This is a genomic window from Ignatzschineria sp. 22MB058224, from assembly GCF_058188435.1.
Map to the genome: position 1 here is coordinate 296455 of NZ_CP187366.1, position 22774 is coordinate 319228.

15 protein-coding genes are annotated in these 22774 nt (G+C 39.1%); 11 read left to right on the top strand and 4 right to left on the bottom strand.

Features of this window, described 5'->3' with window-relative positions; all coding sequences use genetic code 11:
* Nucleotides 1–5: 5 nt before the first annotated feature.
* The 3 genes from ACPF7B_RS01100 to ACPF7B_RS01110 all read left to right on the top strand — a co-directional run bounded on the left by ACPF7B_RS01100 (nt 6) and on the right by ACPF7B_RS01110 (nt 8651).
* Entirely contained in the window at nt 6–980 is a 975-nt protein-coding gene (locus ACPF7B_RS01100) for an ABC transporter ATP-binding protein (RefSeq protein WP_490505796.1), read from the top strand.
* Nucleotides 977–1954, top strand: a complete 978-nt coding sequence (gene oppF, locus ACPF7B_RS01105; RefSeq protein ID WP_490505797.1) for a murein tripeptide/oligopeptide ABC transporter ATP binding protein OppF — start codon at nt 977–979, stop codon at nt 1952–1954. The genes ACPF7B_RS01100 and oppF overlap by 4 nt, the downstream gene beginning before the upstream one ends.
* A 205-nt stretch (nt 1955–2159) precedes the next feature.
* Nucleotides 2160–8651 carry an ESPR-type extended signal peptide-containing protein gene (locus ACPF7B_RS01110; protein WP_490505798.1) on the top strand — a complete coding sequence of 2164 codons (6492 nt, stop codon included), beginning with the start codon at nt 2160–2162 and terminating at the stop codon, nt 8649–8651.
* Between the two features lie 328 nt (nt 8652–8979).
* On the opposite strand, the gene uvrA is transcribed toward ACPF7B_RS01110, so the two are convergent.
* Nucleotides 8980–11805, bottom strand: coding sequence for an excinuclease ABC subunit UvrA (gene uvrA, locus ACPF7B_RS01115; protein ID WP_490505799.1), 2826 nt, complete (start codon nt 11803–11805; stop codon nt 8980–8982).
* Nucleotides 11806–12005: 200 nt separating this feature from the next.
* On the bottom strand, nt 12006–13535 hold the full coding sequence (gene gpmI, locus ACPF7B_RS01120; RefSeq protein ID WP_490505800.1) for a 2,3-bisphosphoglycerate-independent phosphoglycerate mutase: 1530 nt from the start codon (nt 13533–13535) through the stop codon (nt 12006–12008).
* Between the two features lie 398 nt (nt 13536–13933).
* On the opposite strand from gpmI, the gene tatA reads away from it, so the two are divergent.
* The 4 genes from tatA to cmoB all read left to right on the top strand — a co-directional run bounded on the left by tatA (nt 13934) and on the right by cmoB (nt 16856).
* A complete protein-coding gene (gene tatA / locus ACPF7B_RS01125; protein ID WP_490505801.1) occupies nt 13934–14185 on the top strand; it encodes a Sec-independent protein translocase subunit TatA in 252 nt (83 codons plus the stop codon).
* A gap of 65 nt (nt 14186–14250) precedes the next feature.
* On the top strand, nt 14251–14976 hold the full coding sequence (gene tatB, locus ACPF7B_RS01130; RefSeq protein WP_490505802.1) for a Sec-independent protein translocase protein TatB: 726 nt from the start codon (nt 14251–14253) through the stop codon (nt 14974–14976).
* A gap of 129 nt (nt 14977–15105) precedes the next feature.
* Nucleotides 15106–15825: a carboxy-S-adenosyl-L-methionine synthase CmoA gene (gene cmoA / locus ACPF7B_RS01135; RefSeq protein ID WP_490506478.1), complete on the top strand. Its 720-nt coding sequence runs from the start codon at nt 15106–15108 to the stop codon at nt 15823–15825.
* A 77-nt stretch (nt 15826–15902) separates the two neighbouring features.
* Nucleotides 15903–16856 carry a tRNA 5-methoxyuridine(34)/uridine 5-oxyacetic acid(34) synthase CmoB gene (gene cmoB / locus ACPF7B_RS01140; protein ID WP_490506479.1) on the top strand — a complete coding sequence of 318 codons (954 nt, stop codon included), beginning with the start codon at nt 15903–15905 and terminating at the stop codon, nt 16854–16856.
* Nucleotides 16857–16917: 61 nt separating this feature from the next.
* Here cmoB and lipA read toward each other — a convergent pair whose 3' ends face one another.
* The gene (gene lipA / locus ACPF7B_RS01145) at nt 16918–17862 is read right to left on the bottom strand and encodes a lipoyl synthase (RefSeq protein WP_490505803.1); all 945 of its coding nucleotides are present in this window, start codon (nt 17860–17862) and stop codon (nt 16918–16920) included.
* A 236-nt stretch (nt 17863–18098) separates the two neighbouring features.
* Here lipA and ACPF7B_RS01150 point away from each other — a divergent pair, with 236 nt between their 5' ends.
* Nucleotides 18099–18305 carry a DUF3079 domain-containing protein gene (locus ACPF7B_RS01150; protein WP_490505804.1) on the top strand — a complete coding sequence of 69 codons (207 nt, stop codon included), beginning with the start codon at nt 18099–18101 and terminating at the stop codon, nt 18303–18305.
* Nucleotides 18306–18388: 83 nt separating this feature from the next.
* A complete protein-coding gene (locus ACPF7B_RS01155; RefSeq protein ID WP_490505805.1) occupies nt 18389–18907 on the top strand; it encodes an adenine phosphoribosyltransferase in 519 nt (172 codons plus the stop codon).
* Nucleotides 18908–19043: 136 nt separating this feature from the next.
* Here the strand turns inward: ACPF7B_RS01155 and waaC are convergent, their stop codons facing one another.
* On the bottom strand, nt 19044–20033 hold the full coding sequence (gene waaC / locus ACPF7B_RS01160; RefSeq protein WP_490505806.1) for a lipopolysaccharide heptosyltransferase I: 990 nt from the start codon (nt 20031–20033) through the stop codon (nt 19044–19046).
* Between the two features lie 324 nt (nt 20034–20357).
* On the opposite strand from waaC, the gene argC reads away from it, so the two are divergent.
* Together argC and argJ are read left to right on the top strand one after the other, a co-directional pair.
* Nucleotides 20358–21398 (top strand): N-acetyl-gamma-glutamyl-phosphate reductase, encoded by a 1041-nt coding sequence (gene argC / locus ACPF7B_RS01165; RefSeq protein ID WP_490505807.1) that lies wholly within the window; start codon nt 20358–20360, stop codon nt 21396–21398.
* Between the two features lie 150 nt (nt 21399–21548).
* Nucleotides 21549–22769, top strand: coding sequence for a bifunctional glutamate N-acetyltransferase/amino-acid acetyltransferase ArgJ (gene argJ, locus ACPF7B_RS01170; protein WP_490505808.1), 1221 nt, complete (start codon nt 21549–21551; stop codon nt 22767–22769).
* Nucleotides 22770–22774 lie beyond the last annotated feature (5 nt).

The following is a 22774-nucleotide window of genomic DNA, read 5'->3' on the forward strand; positions in this document are numbered from 1 at the left end:
GTATCATGAATGATCTTTTATTAGATGTGAAGGATTTAAGTGTCATCTTTAAAACGCATGATGGTGATGTTACTGCTGTTAATAATTTAAATTTTTCGCTAAAACATGGTGAAACACTTGGTATTGTTGGTGAGTCAGGATCGGGAAAATCACAAACTGCTTTTTCGTTAATGGGATTATTAGCAAAGAATGGTGTTGTCTCGGGCTCTGCAAAGTTTAATGGCCGTGAAATTTTAAATTTAAAAGAATCAGCCTTGAATAAACTGCGGGCTGAAGAGATTGCAATGATCTTCCAAGATCCGATGACATCATTAAATCCTTATATGACGGTCGGTGCGCAATTGATGGAGGTACTAATTCTGCATAAAGGAATGAGTAAAAAAGAAGCTTTTGAAGAATCCGTAAAAATGCTTGATGCGGTTAAAATGCCGGAAGCGCGTAAGCGCATGAAGATGTATCCCCATGAGTTTTCAGGCGGAATGCGCCAACGAGTTATGATTGCGATTGCACTTTTGTGTCGCCCAAAGTTATTGATTGCCGATGAGCCTACAACAGCGCTTGATGTGACCGTTCAAGCGCAAATTATGGCGCTATTAAATGATTTAAAAAGAGAATTTAATACAACGATTATTATGATTACCCATGATCTAGGCGTTGTTGCCGGGATTTGCGATAAGGTTTTAGTAATGTATGCTGGCAGAACGATGGAATATGGAAAAGTGCGAGATATCTTTCATGAGCCGAGTCATCCTTATACTGTGGGTTTATTAGATGCTATTCCTACATTAGGGCACGATGGTGAGGATCTCCATACGATTCCGGGGAACCCCCCAAATCTACTCCATCTACCTCAAGGTTGTCCTTTTAATCCTCGTTGCGAATGGCGAAGTCAAGAGTGTAATGAAACTCCACTGTTAGAACCCTTTGGGGACGAACGTCTTCGCGCGTGTTTTAGAAATGCGAAGGAGTTAATGGCATGAGCCGAAAGGTAATTTTAGAAGTTAAAGATCTCAAAGTATATTTCCCTGTACGAGAGAAGAATCAATATTTTTGGGAAAAACCTCATCAACTTAAAGCGGTTAATGGCGTCAATCTCCAGCTCTTTGAAGGTGAAACACTCGGTGTTGTCGGCGAATCTGGTTGCGGTAAATCAACGCTTGCACGTGCGATTATTGGATTAGCACCGATCAGTAGCGGTAGCGTGATCTGGCTTGGAAAAGATCTAACAACAGCGACCAAAAAAGCGATGCATGATATTCGCCAAGATATTCAGATGATCTTTCAAGATCCTCTAGCATCGCTGAATCCGCGTATGACAGTAGGAGATATTATCGCTGAACCTTTAAAAACGTTCTTTCCAGAGCTTACAAAGGTAGAGGTAAAAGCGAAAGTTGAAGCGATGATGGCGCGTGTAGGATTACTACCGAATGTCATTAATCGTTATCCGCATGAATTCTCTGGCGGTCAATGTCAACGAATCGGTATCGCGCGTGCATTAATTCTTGAGCCGAAAGTTATTATATGCGATGAGCCTGTTTCGGCGCTAGATGTCTCTATTCAAGCGCAGGTGATTAATCTTCTCAAAAAATTGCAGAAAGAAATGGGGTTATCCTTGATCTTTATTGCCCATGATCTTGCGGTAGTGAAGCATATCTCTGATCGAGTGATGGTTATGTATCTTGGTAATGTCATGGAGCTCGGCAGCAAAGAGGATGTCTATCATGATACAAAGCATCCTTATACAAAAGCTTTAATGCAAGCGGTACCTATCCCCGACCCTGATGTCGAAAAAGCTAAATCACTCGATCTTCTTGAAGGTGATCTTCCTTCACCGATCCATCCACCATCGGGGTGTGTTTTCCGAACACGCTGTAAAGACGTGATTGAACAGTGTGCTAAGGATAAACCTCATCTAAAAGGTCATGATCATTTAGTAGCATGTGTAAATGTTTAACAAATCAATCAATTTAGTAGTCAAGAACCGCTTATAAATTAAGTGGTTTTTTTATTTCCCTTTGTTTGTTAAAAATATATTTTTGTAAATATTTGTATTTTTTTTATTTTGATATATATTTATTGTTATTTATTAATATTAAATATTAATTGTTGTTAATAGTATTAACAATTTAGTTATTGGTAATAAATTAGGGAATAAATATATGAATAAGGTTTATACGGTTGTTTGGAGTTATGTTAAGAATGCGTATGTGGTTGCTTCTGAGTTAGCATCAAGAAAGAAAATAAAAGTAAGTAAATCAGCTAGTGTAATTGTGTTAGTCTCTTTTGTAACTCCAGGATTAGCAGCCATGCAACAATTAGGTGTTGATGGTCTGATAGGATATCAAGATAATAATTTGATTAATGTTACAAGTGCCAAAAAAGCAGAGGTTAAGTCAAGTGGTGCTTTTGCCATTGGATATTATTCATATGTGCATGAAAACTCAATAGCCTCAATGGCTATAGGAACAAATTCATCCATCCGTCCAGGAAGTAGAAGTGCTATGGCTATTGGGGACTCTACATTTGTGTATGAGGATAGCGCATATGCCATTGCGATGGGTAGTTATAGTCAGGTTTCTAAAAATGCTGCTAAAGGTGTTGCGTTGGGGTATAAGGCTCGCGTCGATGCTAGTAGTGCAATGGCAATAGGGGTTGATAGCTATGTCTCTGTCTCTAGTTTAGAGGCTGTGGCTTTAGGCCAAGGGAGTCAAGTAGGGAGAAAATTTCAAGGCGCTTACTCAGTAGCTATTGGGACTAATAGCAGGGTCGAAGGGCGAAATTCAATAGCTATTGGGGATGGTGCTTCAATCGGAGGCGATAATGCGGGTTATCGGTATTCGGTAGCACTTGGAAGTGAGGCTAAAGTTAATTCGGGAGAAAGTGTAGCAATCGGTTATAAATCAGAAGCTAATCAATCAAAAGTGGTTTCTTTTGGTTCTGAGGGCTACGGAACCCGAAAACTCATCTATGTAGGAAAAGGGGCTGTCACAAGCGCATCTAGTGACGCTATTAATGGATCACAATTATATGCAACAGGTCAATCGGTAGCGACAGCCTTAGGTGGTGGATCAACGGTTAATAAAGATGGAACGATAAAAGCGCCAGTTTATACATTAGGTGGGAAGCAAGTAACCGGTGTAGGAAATGCATTTGAGAACTTAGATGGTCGTATAACGAACAACACGACAAGTATTGGAGAGATCCAAAACAATATTAATAATATTGTTGCGGGTACTGGCGGAATTGTGGAGCTTAACGACGATAAAACGAAGATCCAGATAAATGACACTTTAGGAAAAAGTGCGACAAGTTTTGTTCTTGGAGGTCGCTTATTAACAGGTGTTAACGATGGTAAAGTATCGGCGGAGTCACAGGATGCGATAAATGGTTCACAGCTATTTAAGACGAGTAATGCTTTAGCGAAAGCGATTGATGATAAAGCAGGCTTTGATGAGAATGGTAATTGGACAGCTCCGAAATTCCCTGATTTAGGTATTAAGGATGAAGATGGAAAAGAGGTCGGTTCCATAGGCGATGCTTTAACAACGATCAATAACAATGTGACAAACATAACGGAAGGGAAAGCTGGATTAGTTCAGTTAGCCGAAGGTGGTGAGAAGCTCATTATTGATAACCAACTAGCTGCTAAAGCGAATGTATTTGACTTTGCATCAGCGGATGGTACACGTAAGTTAACGGGCTTAACGAAGGGTGATGTTAATTCGGACTCAACCGATGCCATTAATGGATCGCAATTATATGCAACGGGTCAATCGGTAGCGACAGCCTTAGGTGGTGGATCAACGGTTAATGGAGATGGAACGATAAAAGCGCCAGTTTATACATTAGATGGAAAGCAAGTAACCGGTGTAGAGAATGCATTTGGGAACTTAGATGGTCGTATAACAAACAACACGACAAGTATTGGAGAGATCCAAAACAATATTAATAATATTGTTGCGGGTACTGGCGGAATTGTAGAGCTTAACGACGATAAAACGAAGATCCAGATAAATGACACTTTAGCAAAAAGTGCGACAAGTTTTGTTCTTGGAGGTCGCTTATTAACAGGTGTTAATGATGGTAAAGTATCGGCGGAGTCACAGGATGCGATAAATGGTTCACAGCTATTTAAGACGAGTAATGCTTTAGCGAAAGCGATTGATGATAAAGCAGGCTTTGATGAGAATGGTAATTGGACAGCTCCGAAATTCCCTGATTTAGGTATTAAGGATGAAGATGGAAAAGAAGTCGGTTCCATAGGCGATGCTTTAACAACGATCAATAACAATGTTGTAGAGAATACGACGAATATTACTAAAGTGACGGAAGGTAAGGCTGGTTTAATCCAATTATCTGAAGGTGGTGAGAAGCTCATTATTGATAACCAACTAGCTGCTAAAGCGAATGTATTTGATTTTGCATCAGCGGATGGTACACGTAAGTTAACGGGCTTAACGAAGGGTGATATTAGTGCAGACTCTACGGATGCTATTCGAGGTTCGCAACTTTATGACACGCGGGATGAACTAGCAAAAGCGATAGATAAAAATGCAGGTTATGATGCTGAAGGAAACTGGGTAGCACCGGAATTAGGTTTAGTTGATAAGGATGGAAAACCAATAGATTCTGTTGGCGATGCTTTAACAACGATCAATAACAATGTGACAAACATAACGGAAGGGAAAGCTGGATTAGTTCAGTTAGCCGAAGGTGGTGAGAAGCTCATTATTGATAACCAACTAGCCGCTAAAGCGAATGTATTTGATTTTGCATCAGCGGATGGTGGTAAACGTAAGTTAACGGGCTTAACGAAGGGTGATGTTAATTCGGACTCAACCGATGCCATTAATGGATCGCAATTATATGCAACGGGTCAATCGGTAGCGACAGCCTTAGGTGGTGGATCAACGGTTAATGGAGATGGAACGATAAAAGCGCCAGTTTATACATTAGATGGAAAGCAAGTAACCGGTGTAGAGAATGCATTTGGGAACTTAGATGGTCGTATAACGAACAACACGACAAGTATTGGAGAGATCCAAAACAATATTAATAATATTGTTGCGGGTACTGGCGGAATTGTAGAGCTTAACGACGATAAAACGAAGATCCAGATAAATGACACTTTAGCAAAAAGTGCGACAAGTTTTGTTCTTGGAGGTCGCTTATTAACAGGTGTTAATGATGGTAAAGTATCGGCGGAGTCACAGGATGCGATAAATGGTTCACAGCTATTTAAGACGAGTAATGCTTTAGCGAAAGCGATTGATGATAAAGCAGGCTTTGATGAGAATGGTAATTGGACAGCTCCGAAATTCCCTGATTTAGGTATTAAGGATGAAGATGGAAAAGAAGTCGGTTCCATAGGCGATGCTTTAACAACGATCAATAACAATGTGACAAACATAACGGAAGGGAAAGCTGGATTAGTTCAGTTAGCCGAAGGTGGTGAGAAGCTCATTATTGATAACCAACTAGCTGCTAAAGCGAATGTATTTGACTTTGCATCAGCGGATGGTACACGTAAGTTAACGGGCTTAACGAAGGGTGATGTTAATTCGGACTCAACCGATGCCATTAATGGATCGCAATTATATGCAACGGGTCAATCGGTAGCGACAGCCTTAGGTGGTGGATCAACGGTTAATGGAGATGGAACGATAAAAGCGCCAGTTTATACATTAGATGGAAAGCAAGTAACCGGTGTAGAGAATGCATTTGGGAACTTAGATGGTCGTATAACAAACAACACGACAAGTATTGGAGAGATCCAAAACAATATTAATAATATTGTTGCGGGTACTGGCGGAATTGTAGAGCTTAACGACGATAAAACGAAGATCCAGATAAATGACACTTTAGCAAAAAGTGCGACAAGTTTTGTTCTTGGAGGTCGCTTATTAACAGGTGTTAATGATGGTAAAGTATCGGCGGAGTCACAGGATGCGATAAATGGTTCACAGCTATTTAAGACGAGTAATGCTTTAGCGAAAGCGATTGATGATAAAGCAGGCTTTGATGAGAATGGTAATTGGACAGCTCCGAAATTCCCTGATTTAGGTATTAAGGATGAAGATGGAAAAGAAGTCGGTTCCATAGGCGATGCTTTAACAACGATCAATAACAATGTTGTAGAGAATACGACGAATATTACTAAAGTGACGGAAGGTAAGGCTGGTTTAATCCAATTATCTGAAGGTGGTGAGAAGCTCATTATTGATAACCAACTAGCTGCTAAAGCGAATGTATTTGACTTTGCATCAGCGGATGGTACACGTAAGTTAACGGGCTTAACGAAGGGTGATGTTAATTCGGACTCAACCGATGCCATTAATGGATCGCAATTATATGCAACGGGTCAATCGGTAGCGACAGCCTTAGGTGGTGGATCAACGGTTAATGGAGATGGAACGATAAAAGCGCCAGTTTATACATTAGATGGAAAGCAAGTAACCGGTGTAGAGAATGCATTTGGGAACTTAGATGGTCGTATAACAAACAACACGACAAGTATTGGAGAGATCCAAAACAATATTAATAATATTGTTGCGGGTACTGGCGGAATTGTAGAGCTTAACGACGATAAAACGAAGATCCAGATAAATGACACTTTAGCAAAAAGTGCGACAAGTTTTGTTCTTGGAGGTCGCTTATTAACAGGTGTTAATGATGGTAAAGTATCGGCGGAGTCACAGGATGCGATAAATGGTTCACAGCTATTTAAGACGAGTAATGCTTTAGCGAAAGCGATTGATGATAAAGCAGGCTTTGATGAGAATGGTAATTGGACAGCTCCGAAATTCCCTGATTTAGGTATTAAGGATGAAGATGGAAAAGAGGTCGGTTCCATAGGCGATGCTTTAACAACGATCAATAACAATGTGACAAACATAACGGAAGGGAAAGCTGGATTAGTTCAGTTAGCCGAAGGTGGTGAGAAGCTCATTATTGATAACCAACTAGCTGCTAAAGCGAATGTATTTGACTTTGCATCAGCGGATGGTACACGTAAGTTAACGGGCTTAACGAAGGGTGATGTTAATTCGGACTCAACCGATGCCATTAATGGATCGCAATTATATGCAACGGGTCAATCGGTAGCGACAGCCTTAGGTGGTGGATCAACGGTTAATGGAGATGGAACGATAAAAGCGCCAGTTTATACATTAGATGGAAAGCAAGTAACCGGTGTAGAGAATGCATTTGGGAACTTAGATGGTCGTATAACAAACAACACGACAAGTATTGGAGAGATCCAAAACAATATTAATAATATTGTTGCGGGTACTGGCGGAATTGTAGAGCTTAACGACGATAAAACGAAGATCCAGATAAATGACACTTTAGCAAAAAGTGCGACAAGTTTTGTTCTTGGAGGTCGCTTATTAACAGGTGTTAATGATGGTAAAGTATCGGCGGAGTCACAGGATGCGATAAATGGTTCACAGCTATTTAAGACGAGTAATGCTTTAGCGAAAGCGATTGATGATAAAGCAGGCTTTGATGAGAATGGTAATTGGACAGCTCCGAAATTCCCTGATTTAGGTATTAAGGATGAAGATGGAAAAGAGGTCGGTTCCATAGGCGATGCTTTAACAACGATCAATAACAATGTGACAAACATAACGGAAGGGAAAGCTGGATTAGTTCAGTTAGCCGAAGGTGGTGAGAAGCTCATTATTGATAACCAACTAGCTGCTAAAGCGAATGTATTTGACTTTGCATCAGCGGATGGTACACGTAAGTTAACAGGCTTAAGCAATGGTGAAGTTAAAAAAGGATCAACCGATGCAGTTACAGGTGATCAACTGTATACCCTTGATCAGAAAGTTACGAAAAATAGTAACGCATATTTTGCAAGTAATGAAAGTATTGCCAAAGCCTTCGGTGGAAATGCTCGATTTACACAAGATGGAACATTAATAGCTCCTGAATATGTCTTTGGTGAGAAAAAGTTTGGTTTGGAAGACTCTTTAGGTTTTTTATGGGGTGAAATTAAAAATATTAATACTACTCTACCTGAGTCCGGAGGTGGGAATGGTTCTAATCCTCCTTCTTCGGGAGATCCTAATAACAGTACTGAAACTACTGGTTTGTTTGTTATCAAAGGTGAGCAAATTAAGATTGATTCGAATAATGAAAAAGCAAATAAAGTTACCACTGTTAATGTAGCTGTTGTTGATGACTCAGGAAAGGTTACAGGTACTAGAAAGTTGACGGGAATAGCTAATGGAGAAGTGAATGAAACTTCAACTGATGCTGTATCGGGTCAACAGTTATGGAGCGTAAAAAATGATATGGATGATATGAAACTTGATATTAATAGTAATACTAGAGATATTGCTCATTTGAATAATACAATGCAATATTATGGTCAGCGACTTGATTATGTTGAAAAAACAGTGCATCAGAATCGTAAAGTTGCGAGTGCTGGTATTGCGGGAGCGATGGCAATGGCATCGATGCCTTATGTTGAAACAAGTAAATATTCATTTGGCTTAGGATCTGCTGTTTATGACGGACAGGCAGCGATATCTGCAGGTTTTACCTTCCAAGTAGGAGAAAAAAGCTTAATTAGAGTGAACACATCTTATGATACGCAAAATAAGGCAGGAGTAGGTATAGGTTTTGCATTTGGCTGGGATTAATGAATAACCTGTAATGTATTAACCTTAGAAGTTATATATTAAGTTTTTTATATTAAGGACTGATTTCCGTATTATATGGAATTCAGTCCTTTTTAATTTCATATTGATTTTTTATGAATATGGTAACGCTGCACATATTCAAGAATTTAGTTGAAAGCGTGAGAGATATATTTCTAGCGAACAATTTATATGGATAGATGTCATCATAATATACACTTGATATGTTATTATAAATAATGTGAAAAAGATATTTATTCCAAAATTATAAAACGCTCGGTGAGGATCGCCGAGCGTTTTGACTTGTTTATCTATTTTAGGGGAAGGATACTCACTTGCTTAATAACGGTTTTAAATATTTACCAGTGTAACTCTCTTTACATTCAGCGACTTCTTCTGGTGTACCTGCGAAAAGAATTGTTCCTCCTTTAGAACCGCCCTCAGGTCCGATATCAATAATCCAATCCGCTGTTTTTATGACATCAAGGTTGTGCTCGATAATAATAACGGTATTTCCTTTATCACGAAGCGTATGGATTACTTTTAGGAGCTGGGCAATATCGTGGAAATGTAGCCCTGTTGTGGGCTCATCGAGGATATAGACGGTTTTCCCAGTATCGCGCTTTGAGAGCTCACGAGAGAGTTTAATACGCTGTGCCTCTCCGCCAGAGAGTGTCGTCGCATTTTGCCCTAATGTAATATAACTCAAACCTACTTCCATTAAGGTCTCTAATCGACGATGAACAACCGGAATTGCATCGAAAAATTCATATGCTTCTTCAACGGTCATATTTAAAACATCGTTGATTGATTTACCTTTATAGAGAATATCGAGTGTTTCGCGATTATATCGCTTTCCATGACATTCATCACAAACAACATAAACATCTGGCAAGAAGTGCATCTCGACCTTAATCACACCATCACCTTGGCAGTTTTCACAGCGGCCGCCTTTAACATTAAAGCTAAATCGTCCAGGCTGATAACCACGCGCTCTTGCTTCGGGGGTATTTGCAAATATTTCTCGGATCGGGGTAAAGAGCCCAGTGTAAGTTGCAGGATTTGATCGGGGTGTTCTGCCAATAGGGCTTTGATCGATATTAACGATCTTATCCACTTCATCAAGCCCATCAATTTTTTTATAAGGCGCAACTTCAATACTATTATTTTTATTGAGAATTCTAGCCATTGCGCTATAAAGAGTATCATTTACCAATGTTGATTTTCCGGAACCCGATACACCGGTAACACAGGTTAAAAGACCAAGCGGGAAGGAGGCGGTAATATTTTTTAGATTATTCCCCGTTGCGCCGGTTAATTTAATCTGTTTTTTAGAATTATTTTTCGTACGACGTTGAGGTACTTCGATTTTTTTACGCCCCGATAGATAATCGGCTGTTAAGGATTTCTTGTTATTTAAAATTTCCTTCGGAGTGCCAGCAGCAACTACATCCCCACCGTGTACACCCGCGCCAGGACCAATATCAACAATATAGTCGGCAGAGAGAATTGCATCTTCATCATGCTCAACAACAATGACGGTATTGCCTAGATCACGAAGATGAAAGAGGGTTTGTAATAGGCGGTCATTATCTCGTTGATGTAATCCAATAGAAGGTTCGTCAAGCACGTATAAAACGCCCATTAATCCTGCGCCGATTTGCGACGCTAATCGAATACGCTGCGCCTCACCTCCCGAAAGTGTTTCTGCAGATCGAGCTAAATTTAGATAGTCCAACCCAACATTTACCAAGAAACCAAGACGCTCTTGGATCTCTTTAAAGATCTTATCAGCGATCTCTTTTTTTGCGCCTTTTAAGGAAACGTTTTTTGACCATTCAAGTGCATCAGCAATAGGAAGAGCAGTAATTTCATGAATTGCTTTATCTTGAATTAAGACATTTTTAGCAGCAGGTCCTAAGCGACTACCTTCACAATCAGGACAAATACGCATCGCAAGGAATCGTGTAAGACTTTCACGAACAATTTGCGAATCTGTTTCATGATAGCGACGTTCGAGATTATTTAATATTCCTTCAAATGGATGAATTCTGATCGATTTTTGTCCACGATTACTGATGTAATGAAACTCAATCTCCTCTTCGCCGGAGCCATAGAGAAGAATTTTTTGAATCTTTTTCGGTAATTTTTCAAACGGTGTATCAGGATTAAAATGATAATGCTTGCCGAGCGATTCAATCATGGAAAAATAGTAGCTAGAGTTTTTATCCCAACCTCGAATTGCGCCATTTGATAAGGGAAGTGAGGGTTCTGCAACCACACGTTCAGGGTCGAAGTATTGATTAACACCTAAACCATCACAGGTTGGACAAGCACCTTCAGGATTGTTAAATGAGAAGAGTCTTGGTTCTAATTCAGCAATTGAGAAACCACACTCGGGGCATGCATAGTTTGCAGAGAAGTTGAGTAATGACTTTTCACTCTTCATATCCACAATGGCAGCCAAGCCTCCGGAAAGATCGAGGGCTGTTTCTAACGATTCAGAAAGCCGTACACGGATATCATCGCGAATTTTGAAACGATCGACTACGACATCGATATCATGATGTTGTTTGGGATTGATCTCGGGTAATTCATCGATCTCATATGTTGTACCGTCCACGCGAACACGTAGAAATCCTTTTGCCTTTAATTCTTCAAAAAGTTTGAGATGCTCACCTTTTCGGTTGCGAACAATTGGAGAAATCAACATTAAACGAAGCTCGTCGTTGAGCTCCATGGTCATATCGACCATTTGTGGAATTGTCTGTGCATTAAGCGGTAGATGGTGCGTTGGGCAGTGCGGTGTTCCAATACGGGCAAAAAGCAAGCGGAGATAATCGTAGATTTCTGTTACTGTCCCAACAGTTGAGCGAGGATTATGAGAGGTCGATTTTTGTTCGATTGAGATCGCGGGCGATAATCCTGAAATACTATCAACGTCTGGTTTTCCCATGACCGATAGGAATTGACGAGCGTATGAAGAGAGTGACTCAACATAACGGCGTTGTCCTTCAGCGTAGAGCGTATCAAACGCAAGTGATGATTTTCCTGATCCTGATAATCCTGTGATCACAACAAGTTTATTGCGGGGAAGGGTGAGATTAATATTTTTAAGGTTGTGCGTCCGCGCACCTTGAATTGTTATATCTTCCATAGAACCTTTCGATTAGGGCAATAGATTTGCCCCATTTATGTATTGAATTTGCTATAACACAATATGATGATTTATTTTAAAAAATCAAGGAAGTAAAAGTTCATTAATACAATAAGTGAATGCTTAAAGATCATAAAATAGACCGCTATACAAGCTTTCTCATATAGCGGTTTGCTTTTATAAATTATTAGCAGAGTAAATTACAGGAAATTAATAAGATTTTTTCCTGTCATCTCTGCGGGCTGTTTTTCTTCTAATAGGTAGAGGATTGTTGGGGCGATATCGCAAAGAGCACCATCAGGTTGTAGTGTCGCTTTACGACCGACGTAGATCAATGGTACCGGTGTTGTTGTATGTGCTGTATGTGGTTGGTTTGTTTTCTCATCCCAGTTCTTTTCAGCATTACCATGATCGGCGGTGACTAACATTTCACCACCAACTTTTTTCACGGCTTCGTAAACCTTACCTAAACCTGTATCCACCGTTTCAATGGCTTTCACAATTGCATTAAATACGCCAGTGTGCCCAACCATATCGGGGTTTGCATAGTTACAGATAATCACATCAAATTTTTCTGACTCAATTGCACTAACAAGTCTTTCCGTTACTTCAGGTGCACTCATTTCAGGTTGAAGGTCATATGTTGCTACTTTAGGTGAGTGAACTAAAATGCGCTCTTCACCTTTAAAAATATGCTCTTCACCACCATTAAAGAAGAACGTTACATGCGGATACTTTTCAGTCTCTGCAATACGAAGTTGAGTAAAACCACGATCAGCAAGTACTTCACCAAGACCATTTTTTAGTTCAATGGGCGGATAAGCAATTTCTGTATTAAGTTCTGCCTTGTATTCCGTTAATGAGACAAAGTGAGACAGCTTAGGGCGATATTGAGGCTTAAAACCATCAAAATTATTATCGACAAATGGATAAGAGATTTCACGAGCCCGATCTGAACGGAAGTTCATAAAGATAACAGCATCCCCATCATTCATTTTCACTGCATCACCAATAACGGTCGCTTTTATGAATTCGTCATTTTCACCACGTTCGTAAGCCGCCTTTAGTCCATCAATAGCGGTCTTTGCACTAAATTCACCGATACCTTGAGAAACGAGATTATATGCCTTTTCAACGCGATCCCAACGGCTATCACGATCCATTGCATAGTAACGACCGATGATTGTTGCAATACGGCCATTCCCAAGTTTTTTAAAGAGTTCTTCAGCTTTTTGAAGAGAAGGTTCGGCAGATTTTGGAGGCATATCACGGCCATCCAAAAAGGCGTGTAGATAAACAGTTTGTACACCTTTTTTAGCGGCTAATTCTAAAAGTGCAAAAATATGTTTTTCATCAGAATGTACGCCGCCTGGAGAAAGCAGTCCAAAAACATGTAATGCTTTTTTACTGGAAATTAGATCATCCATTGTTTGATTGAAAATGGGATTTTGATCAAAATCTCCGGAACGAATATCTTTAGTAATACGTGTGAAATCTTGGTTAACAACGCGCCCAGCGCCAATATTCATGTGCCCAACTTCAGAGTTTCCCATCTGTCCATCAGGCAGTCCAACTGCTTCGCCTGATGTTTTAATAAGCGTGACAGCACCAATATCACGAAGGTGATCCCAGTTTGGGGTTTTGGCCGTTGCAACAGCATTATTATCTTGTTCATTTCTAAATCCCCAGCCATCAAGGATACAAAGAACAATCGGTTTTGGTCTAGACATTGTAAATTCCTTTCGCACTAAAAAGAGGCGTTAATGTTGTAGATATCAATCGATGATCAATAAAATTTCATATAGACGTATTATACCACTCTTACGTTATATCGGATCTTTTCTAAAAGATGGCTTAATTTTTTTGCAAAAAAGTTAATCAATATTAATAGTTTTTGTGAAACTCTTTGTGATGAAACTGTCATAATTGATTGATATAAATAACCCAGATTTTGCGTACAAAACGGAAATTGAACTATTAATGGTAAAATTAGTAGCTGCTTTTTCCCCTTATTCTTCGCGAGATTAGCGATGATAACTTGAAAATTAGGCTACATAAATTCACTAATTTAGAGTATCATTAGGACAATTGATTTAAATACTCATTCACTCTTAGAGGAAATGTAATTATGGGTTCACTTAGTATTTGGCATTGGGCAATTTTATTAGTGGTTGTACTTCTAGTTTTTGGTACAGCTAAGCTAAAAAATGCAGGTAAAGATTTAGGCTCAGCGGTAAAAGGATTTAAAGATGCTGTAAAAGATGGTGAGAAAGAAGCAAAGGATTCGACACCAAAAAATCTTGAAAATCAAAGTAGTGAAAACAGCCCAAAGAAAGATGAAACGGTTGTTGAAGAACAAAAAAATAGTCGTGTGGAATAGTTCTTTTTTAGAATTTAAACCTTACAAATCAGCGCAATATTTGTTTAATGTAGGATCAATACTCAATGTTCGGAATTACTAGTACAGAGTTTCTCATTATTCTTGTCATTGCGTTGATTGTTATCGGACCTCAAAAACTCCCGGAGATGATTCGGACAGTTGGAAAGTGGGTTGGTAAGATTCAACATTTCACTCGTAGTATTAAAAATGATCTCTCGAATGAATTTGAACTAGATGAGATAAAAAAATCACTCGAAGAGTTAAAGCAGAGTTCTGAATTACAGAAGCTTAAAAGTGAGCTAGAAAGCGCGAAAAGTGGTGTTCAAAAGACGATTAGTAATTTAGAAAGTCAGGTAGAAGAGACAAAGTCGCAAGTTGAAAGTGAAGTAAAGAAAGCGGATGCATATTTAGAGATTGATCCCGCTTTAGATTCGAAAACACTGCAATCACTTGACTCGGAAGAAGCATTTGATTTAGCTTTTGAAGAATCAATCGAAACTTATGAGGCGGAATTTGGTGAAGATCATGATGAGTTCGGTGCTGATGAAGATGAAGTATCAATTATGCGTTCAGCGCCGGAAGGTTACCACCAAAAAGTTGCTCGAGACTATAATGCAGAAGACCGTTTCGTGAAGATTGTGAGACTTCGTCAAGCTGAGATCGCAGCTCAATCTGATATACATGTCGCGACGCAATTTGCACTTCTTGAAGCAAGACGAACACGGACATTATTAAGTCCCGATGAGCTTAAGCGACGTGTTGTTCTTCGGCAAGCAGAGCTCAATCAATAGAGGTTGAGCTTTTTTTTATTGTCAATTCAAAAGTAACGATTTCCATATAAACAGAATTAATTAAAGGGGCTTTTAGTGGTTCAAGACCGTTCAATTCAATATCTTTTTGAACAATCAGAGTCAGATAGTATTTATGCTAAGAAGCGAACAACCGGGAAATTTAGCTTTAATGATGAAGTTGTGAAAGTGTTTCCTGATATGATCCGCCGATCAGTTCCTGGATATACAACGATTGTTGAAAATATTGGTAATCTAGCTCCGATATTTGCACAAGAAAATAGTAATATTTACGATCTAGGCAGTTCACTTGGTGCTGTGTCGATGGTTATTCGTAGCGCAGTTAAAAAGCCCCACTGCCAAATTATAGCGATTGATAATTCTTCGGCGATGGTTGAAAAATCTCGCGAGTACTTTAAAGCGCAAGAGATGATGATTGAAGCCTTGTTACCAATTCAAGTTGTCGAGGCAGATATTACCGAATATCCTTATGAAAATGCGTCACTTTTTGCAATGAATTTTACGATGCAGTTTATTCCTCGCGAATCACGTTTAGCTCTTCTTCATCGTATTTCGGAGAGTTTGTTGCCCAATGGCGCACTTTTTCTTTCTGAGAAAATTCGTTTTTCAGATGAAAATGCGCAAGAACGATTAAATAATTTGCATCTACAATTTAAACGATCTCAAGGCTATTCGGAACTTGAAATTGCTCAAAAACGGGAATCATTAGAAGATGTGATGAAGATTGATACTTTTGAAGAACATAAAACTCGCCTTTTAGATGCTGGTTTTAAAGAGGTTTATTTATGGTTTCAATGTCTTAACTTTTCCTCAATTTTAGCAATTAAATAATTGTTGATAGAGCTTCTGTCATAAAAATACTGTTCTCCATTGATTGACCTATAAAATTACTAAAAATAATGCAAAAGATGATCTATTTAGACCAATTACTATCGCACTTTAAAGGGCAAAGAATTGGTAAATTCACAGCACAATTACCTGAATTATTAGCAGATACGCTTCGTAAAAAACATGGCGATAGTCCACGTTGGGAGCATGCTCTGCTTGATCTTCCTGCCTTCGATAATTTAGAGGTAGAGCTGACTAATGAAGTTGCCATTAAAGGATCGACAGATGAAGAAGCATTGAATAATGCGCTTCGTCGTTTAATGCCTTGGCGTAAAGGTCCTTTTCAATTTGGTGAAACATTTGTTGATACAGAATGGCATTCTGATTTTAAGTGGAATCGTGTGAGCAAGCATCTTGATCTTGCCAATAAAAATATTTTAGATGTAGGTTCTGGTAATGGTTATTACGGATATCGTATGCTTGGTGCTGGTGCGAAAAGCATAATTGGTGTAGACCCTAATTGGCTATTTTTATATCAATTCCTAGCAGTACGCAAGTATCTGCCAGAAGCCCCCATTTGGCAGTTACCTATGACATTAGAAGAGATGCCGGAGCTTTTGGAATGTTTTGATGTCACTTTTTCGATGGGTGTTTTCTATCATCGTAGAGCACCAATTGATCATCTTTATCAGCTTAAAGGAACGCTTCGTCCTGGTGGAGAATTGGTATTAGAAACTATCGTGATTGATGGAGATGAACGAACAGTGTTAATGCCTGAAGATCGTTATGCACAGATGCGGAATGTTTGGTATTTACCATCTGTTACAGCTCTGAAGTTATGGTTAGAACGGGTGGGTTTTGTTGATGTTGAATGTGTGGATATTTCTAAAACAACAGTGGATGAGCAACGTACAACTGAATGGATGGATTATCTCTCACTACCAGATTTTTTAGATCCTAATGATGATTCCAAGACTATCGAAGGATATCCAGCGCCTGTGCGCGCAGTGATGGTGGCTCGTAAGCCAAAATAAATCCCTAAAAGTCACGATTGCTTTTAGGGATTAGTATTAGTTAAAAGTAAATGCTTTTGATTTACACTAACGTCTTATCGCCAGCATGATAGCTAGAACGTACCATCGGTCCAATATGTGCAAGTTTAAAACCCATTTTATATGCAGCATCTTCATACTCTTTAAATGTTTGTGGTGATACGTAACGTTCAACCGCAAGATGCCCACCCGAAGGTTGTAGATATTGACCAACGGTAATCATTTCAATATCATGCTCGCGCATAATTTTCATCACTTCCATCATCTCTTCATCTGTTTCGCCAACACCAACCATTAATCCTGATTTTGTTGGAACATTAGGATTACGTGCTTTAAAATTCTTTAATAACATCAAAGAGTGCATATAATCAGCACCAGGGCGTACTTGTTTGTAAAGGCGAGGAACTGTTTCCATATTATGATTGAGCACATCTGGCGGTGTTTCACTTAAAATATCAATCGCAATATCCATGCGCCCTCTAAAGTCTGGAACAAGGATTTCGATTTTTGTTTTTGGCGAAAGCGTACGAATTTCCCGTATACAATCTGCAAAATGGCCTGCACCTCCATCGCGAAGATCATCGCGATCTACTGAAGTGATTACAACATAATCAAGTCCAAGTAGCTTTACAGTCTCAGCAAGTCGCTTAGGCTCCTCTGCGTCTAATGCGTTAGGACGGCCGTGTGCCACATCACAAAATGGGCAACGACGTGTACAGATATCGCCCATAATCATAAAAGTAGCTGTTCCTTGGTTGAAGCATTCTCCAATATTGGGACAAGCAGCTTCTTCACAGACCGAATGAAGTTTATTTTTACGGAGTAAATCTGTGATTTCATTAAAACGTTTTCCCGAAGGAATTTTAGCACGAATCCACTGAGGTTTTGGGAGTCGATCCTCTTTGGGTACAGAGATAACTTTAATAGGAATTCGTGCAGTTTTATCAGCACCGCGGAGTTTTTCCCCTTGTTCTAGCCGAGTAGACATCTTTAACACCTTATATCGCAAATTTCTTAATATTTAACAGTATAACAGGGAATCGGTACATGTTAAGTGGAGAACTTTTTATCGAATTGATAAAGGCAAGAAAATAAGAAATTATTGATTGATCTTTGTATAAAATTTGATGAAATCAAAAATCAATTTTAATGAAAACAGTTGGTTAAATATGGCACAATGAAGGTAGAGTTTTATTCAATGATTCAATAGCGATTGGAGGTTTTATGAGAAATCCTGTCAAGAAACAGCGAATACCCAAGGCTCCTAAACGTCCTGAGCGTATCTGTTGGGGATGTGGTCGTCTCTGTGCTGCTGATAAAATGCTTTGTGGTAATGGAAGTGAGCGCTCTCAGCATCCTATGGAGCTGTTTGGAGAAGATTGGTATGTGTCTTTAACGCCTGAGGAGCTTGAATATATTGAGTTAGTATAATAAGGATTATGGCTCTATCGAGTCGCCTGAGGAATAATGTTATAATATCGCAACCGTTTACTCTCATAACAAGGTTTTAGAAGATGAATTTGAAAGATTATATTGCGCGCATTCAAGACTTCCCAGCTGAAGGTGTTGATTTTAAAGATGTTACTCCGTTACTGAACAATCCAGCAGCATTTAAAGATGTGATTGAAAAGATGAGTGCATTTGTGAGAGAGTGCGGTGCTGATGTTATTGTTGCACCTGAAGCGCGCGGATTTATCTTTGCAGCACCGGTTGCTTATAATACTGGTACACGTTTGGTGCTTGTGCGTAAACCGGGTAAACTTCCTCGTGAAACTCATAAAGTAGCTTATTCACTAGAGTATGGTAATAACTTTCAAGAGATGCATAAGGGTGATGTCCATAAAGGCGACAAAGTTGTTATTATTGATGATGTGCTTGCAACGGGTGGTACGATTCAAGCGATTATTCAGATGGTTGATAAAGAAGAGGCATCTGTTGAGGGTATCTGTTTTCTTGCCGATCTCCTTTATCTCCATGAGCCTGAAGTTTTGAAAGGCTACAATGTGAAGTCTTTGTTAACTTACCAAGATTAGAAAATGTATCAATCGCTTACCTTTAATAAGTAATTGATTAATAATTAGATTCAAAAAACGCTGCCGATTCTATCGATAGCGTTTTTTTATATCCTATTTAAAAAGAAATTTTAAGGTGTTGGATTATTTCACTCGATTAAAGTGGTAGCTTAAATCTTTCGATGTTCGTGATGACTTCTGAAACCGAAGGATTTTTTCCCTCACCACCTAGATTAACTGCATAAGGATTATTTTGTGTCGGAATTACACCGGCATAATGGGCATTACTGCCTAAAAAGAGCCCAATAATGGGGCGGTCTTGCGTATTGGCTAAGTGGGCAAATCCCGTATCGACGGCGACAATTAAAGTGGCTTTCGAGAGAATAAGTCCAGCTTCTTCAATCGAGACTTTCGGTATAACAATTGCATTTGGAACACTTTTGGCAATTCGCTTTGCACGCTCATGTTCTCGATCATTTCCCCAAAAGAGAATAGAGATTAATCCTTTGTTAGTCCAAAGCCATTGTCCAAGCTCAATCCATCTGTTTTCCGGCCACTCTTTGCGTTCTGCACTTGTTCCATGAATAAGTGCGGCAAAGGGGCTATCGGGCGTTAAGGGTGATTTTTCTTGCCAATGTTGTATACCAAAATCGGCAAGTGGTGCCGGTGTATAATCAAATATTTTCCCGAAAAGTTGGCGATTACGTTCAATTGCTGTTAGGCCTTTTGCTACTGAATAACGATGTTGGTAAAAACGAGCCGCAAATGGATCCCGAATTGATTCTTTACTATAACTAAAGGTTGGAATTATCCCTTTTTGAGCCGCAATTTTAGTGATCATGGCACTTTTAAAGAGACCTTGGCAATCGACAATCAGATCCCATTTGTGGGCACGTAATTTTTGTTTAAACGCTTTAAACTCTCGCCAGGTCGTGGCTTTAAGAATATTTTTTTTCCATCGGCGACTTCCAAAGATAATCAGCTCTTTCGTCATAGGATGCATACGCGCAATATCGGCAAAGGATTCTTCAACAACCCACGTAATTTGATATTGATTCGGACAATTATTTTGAAGATCTGTTAATGCCGGAAAAGTATGAATCAAATCTCCCATTGAGGAGGTCTTAATGAGCAATAAATTTTTCATTATTTTGTCGATTGTCTGCCGCTAGATGAAATGAATATAGGTAAAAGATGACAAGATTATACCGAAAAGAACGTTTTTTATCGAAAAAAGCCCCTGAAATTTTCCAACGTCATCAATTTATCATTTTCGGTATCTTTTAAAAAAGCGAAATGGCTGTTAAATTGTCTTGATGGATTAAAAAATATCGGTAGTTATAAACATAAATATAATAAAAACAGTTGGCTATCACGGCTTGTGCTGACAAGTTTTTGAGGACAATGTTATTACATCAGGAATATGGATAACCAATGAATAATCAAAGTACAGAGGAAGAAGAGGAGCATTATGATTAAAGTGGGAATTATCGGGGTAACAGGATATGCTGGACAACAACTATTATGGATTTTAGAGCAACATCCAGCGGTTGAAATTGCGCAATTATCCTCGAAATCCTATACATCGATGGATATTGCAGAAGTTTATCCTAACTTTGAAGGGCGATTAAGCCGAATTCTGTTAAAAGATGAAGATTTCATGGAACGAATAGATGAAATTGATCTCCTCTTTTTAGCGCTTCCTCATGGGTTGTCGCAAGCGTTAGCGCGAACCGCCTATGAACATGATGTAAAAGTAATCGACCTTGGTGCTGATTTTCGTTTTGAAGATACTGACACTTACGAAATATGGTACAAAGTGCCTCATAAGGCAAAAGATTTATCAGCGATTGCAGTTTATGGTTTGCCGGAACTCCATCGTGATCTAATTGAAAAAAGCCCAATTATCGCATCGCCAGGTTGTTTCCCAACATCTGCAATTTTAGGAGCTGCACCTTTGGTTGCACATAATTGTGTTGAGAATGAGATCATTGTTGATGCTAAATCTGGGACAACTGGGGCAGGACGTGATGCGCGTACAACTTCTCTTTTTTGTGAAGTGAATGAAAATTTTAAACCGTATGGCATTTTTACCCATCGCCATACGCCGGAGATGGAAAAAGAGCTTGAGAAACTCACAGACGAATCGATTGATGTACTCTTTACGCCGCATCTTCTGCCGTTGAATCGTGGGATTTTATCGACTATTTATTTAAAATTAAAAGCCGGAACAACGCTAACAGAAGCTCAAGTGTATGATCTTTATCGCGAGTTTTATCAAGATTCACCATTTGTACGTATTCGTGAAAAACTTCCTGAGTTGAGTCATGTTCGAGGGACAAATTTTTGCGATATAGCGGTACGTGTTGATACAAACAGTGGCAGAATTATCGTGATTTCAGCTATCGATAATTTAATAAAAGGTGCAGCAGGGCAAGCGGTTCAGAGTATGAATATACTCTTTGGCTTTCCAGAAACAACTGGTTTATCGCAGTTGTCGATGTATGTTTAATCACTCAATAGAATTACCTAAAAAAGATATCATTAACGTGATATCTTTTTTATTATGAGATCAAATTAGTTGAATTGATCGCTATCATTAAGTAGAAGTTCATCGAACAATTAGAATTTTAAATTGAGTCTTCAATAGTTAGGAGAAGAAATGATTACAATTTTGAAAGACGGAACGATTACATCAACTCCGGGATTTCAAGCCGCAGGCATGACTGCTGGTATTAAAGAGAGTGGTAAGAAGGATTTATCATTAGTATGGAGCGAAGAGCCAGCAATTGCTGCTGTATCACTTACTCAAAATCGTTTTCGTGCAGCGCCTGTTAATTTGAGTGCTCGTTTTGCTGAAAATGATTGTCATCGCGGTATTATCATCAATAGCGGAAATGCTAATGCTTGCACGGGAGAAGAGGGTGATGCAAATGCCTTAGAAATGGTAGAAACGATCGCACGCTTAATGAAAGTTGATACAGAATCTGTATTTGTTGCCTCGACAGGTGTTATTGGACAACCATTACCAATGGATGTTATACGCAAAGGGCTTAAAGAGATTCCGACAAAATTAAGCCGAGAAGGTGGCAATGAAGCTGCTGAAGCGATTATGACCACTGATTTAGTTGCAAAAGAGATCTCCGTCTATTTTGAACTTGAGGGCGAGATCGTTACCATTTCAGGAATGGCAAAAGGTTCGGGAATGATTCATCCAAATATGGCAACAATGATTGCAGTTTTAACGACTGATGCAAATATTACGAAAGAGATGCTCCAAACTGCTTTTTCCGCAAGTGTAAACACATCGTATAATATGATCTCAGTAGATGGTGATACCAGTACGAATGACTCGGCATTTATCTTCGCAAACGGCAAAGCGAATAACCCATTGATTGAGAGTAATAGTGATGCTTATATTAAGTTCAAACGGGCGCTTGATATGGTTAATCAATCACTTGCAAAGATGATTGCACGTGATGGTGAAGGTGCTACAAAGTTGCTCGAAGTCCGTGTAGAACATGCACGTTCACTTGCTGATGCACAAAGTGTGGCAAAATCTGTGATTACTTCGAGTTTAGTGAAAACTGCAATTTTTGGTGAAGATGCAAATTGGGGCAGAATTATTAGCGCAATTGGAAATTCAAGCGCAGAGTTTGAACCGGAAAAAGTGCAAGTGTATATCACCGATGATGAAGAGCATGTACAAATTGTCGAAAATGGTTGTGGTACAAAATTTGATACCAAACTACTCGATTCGTTACTAAAGAAAGAGACGATTACAATCTATATTGATCTTATGAATGGTGGAAGTCGAGCGACAGCTTGGGGGTGCGATCTTTCATATGATTACGTAAAAATTAATGCAGATTATAGGACTTAATAGAT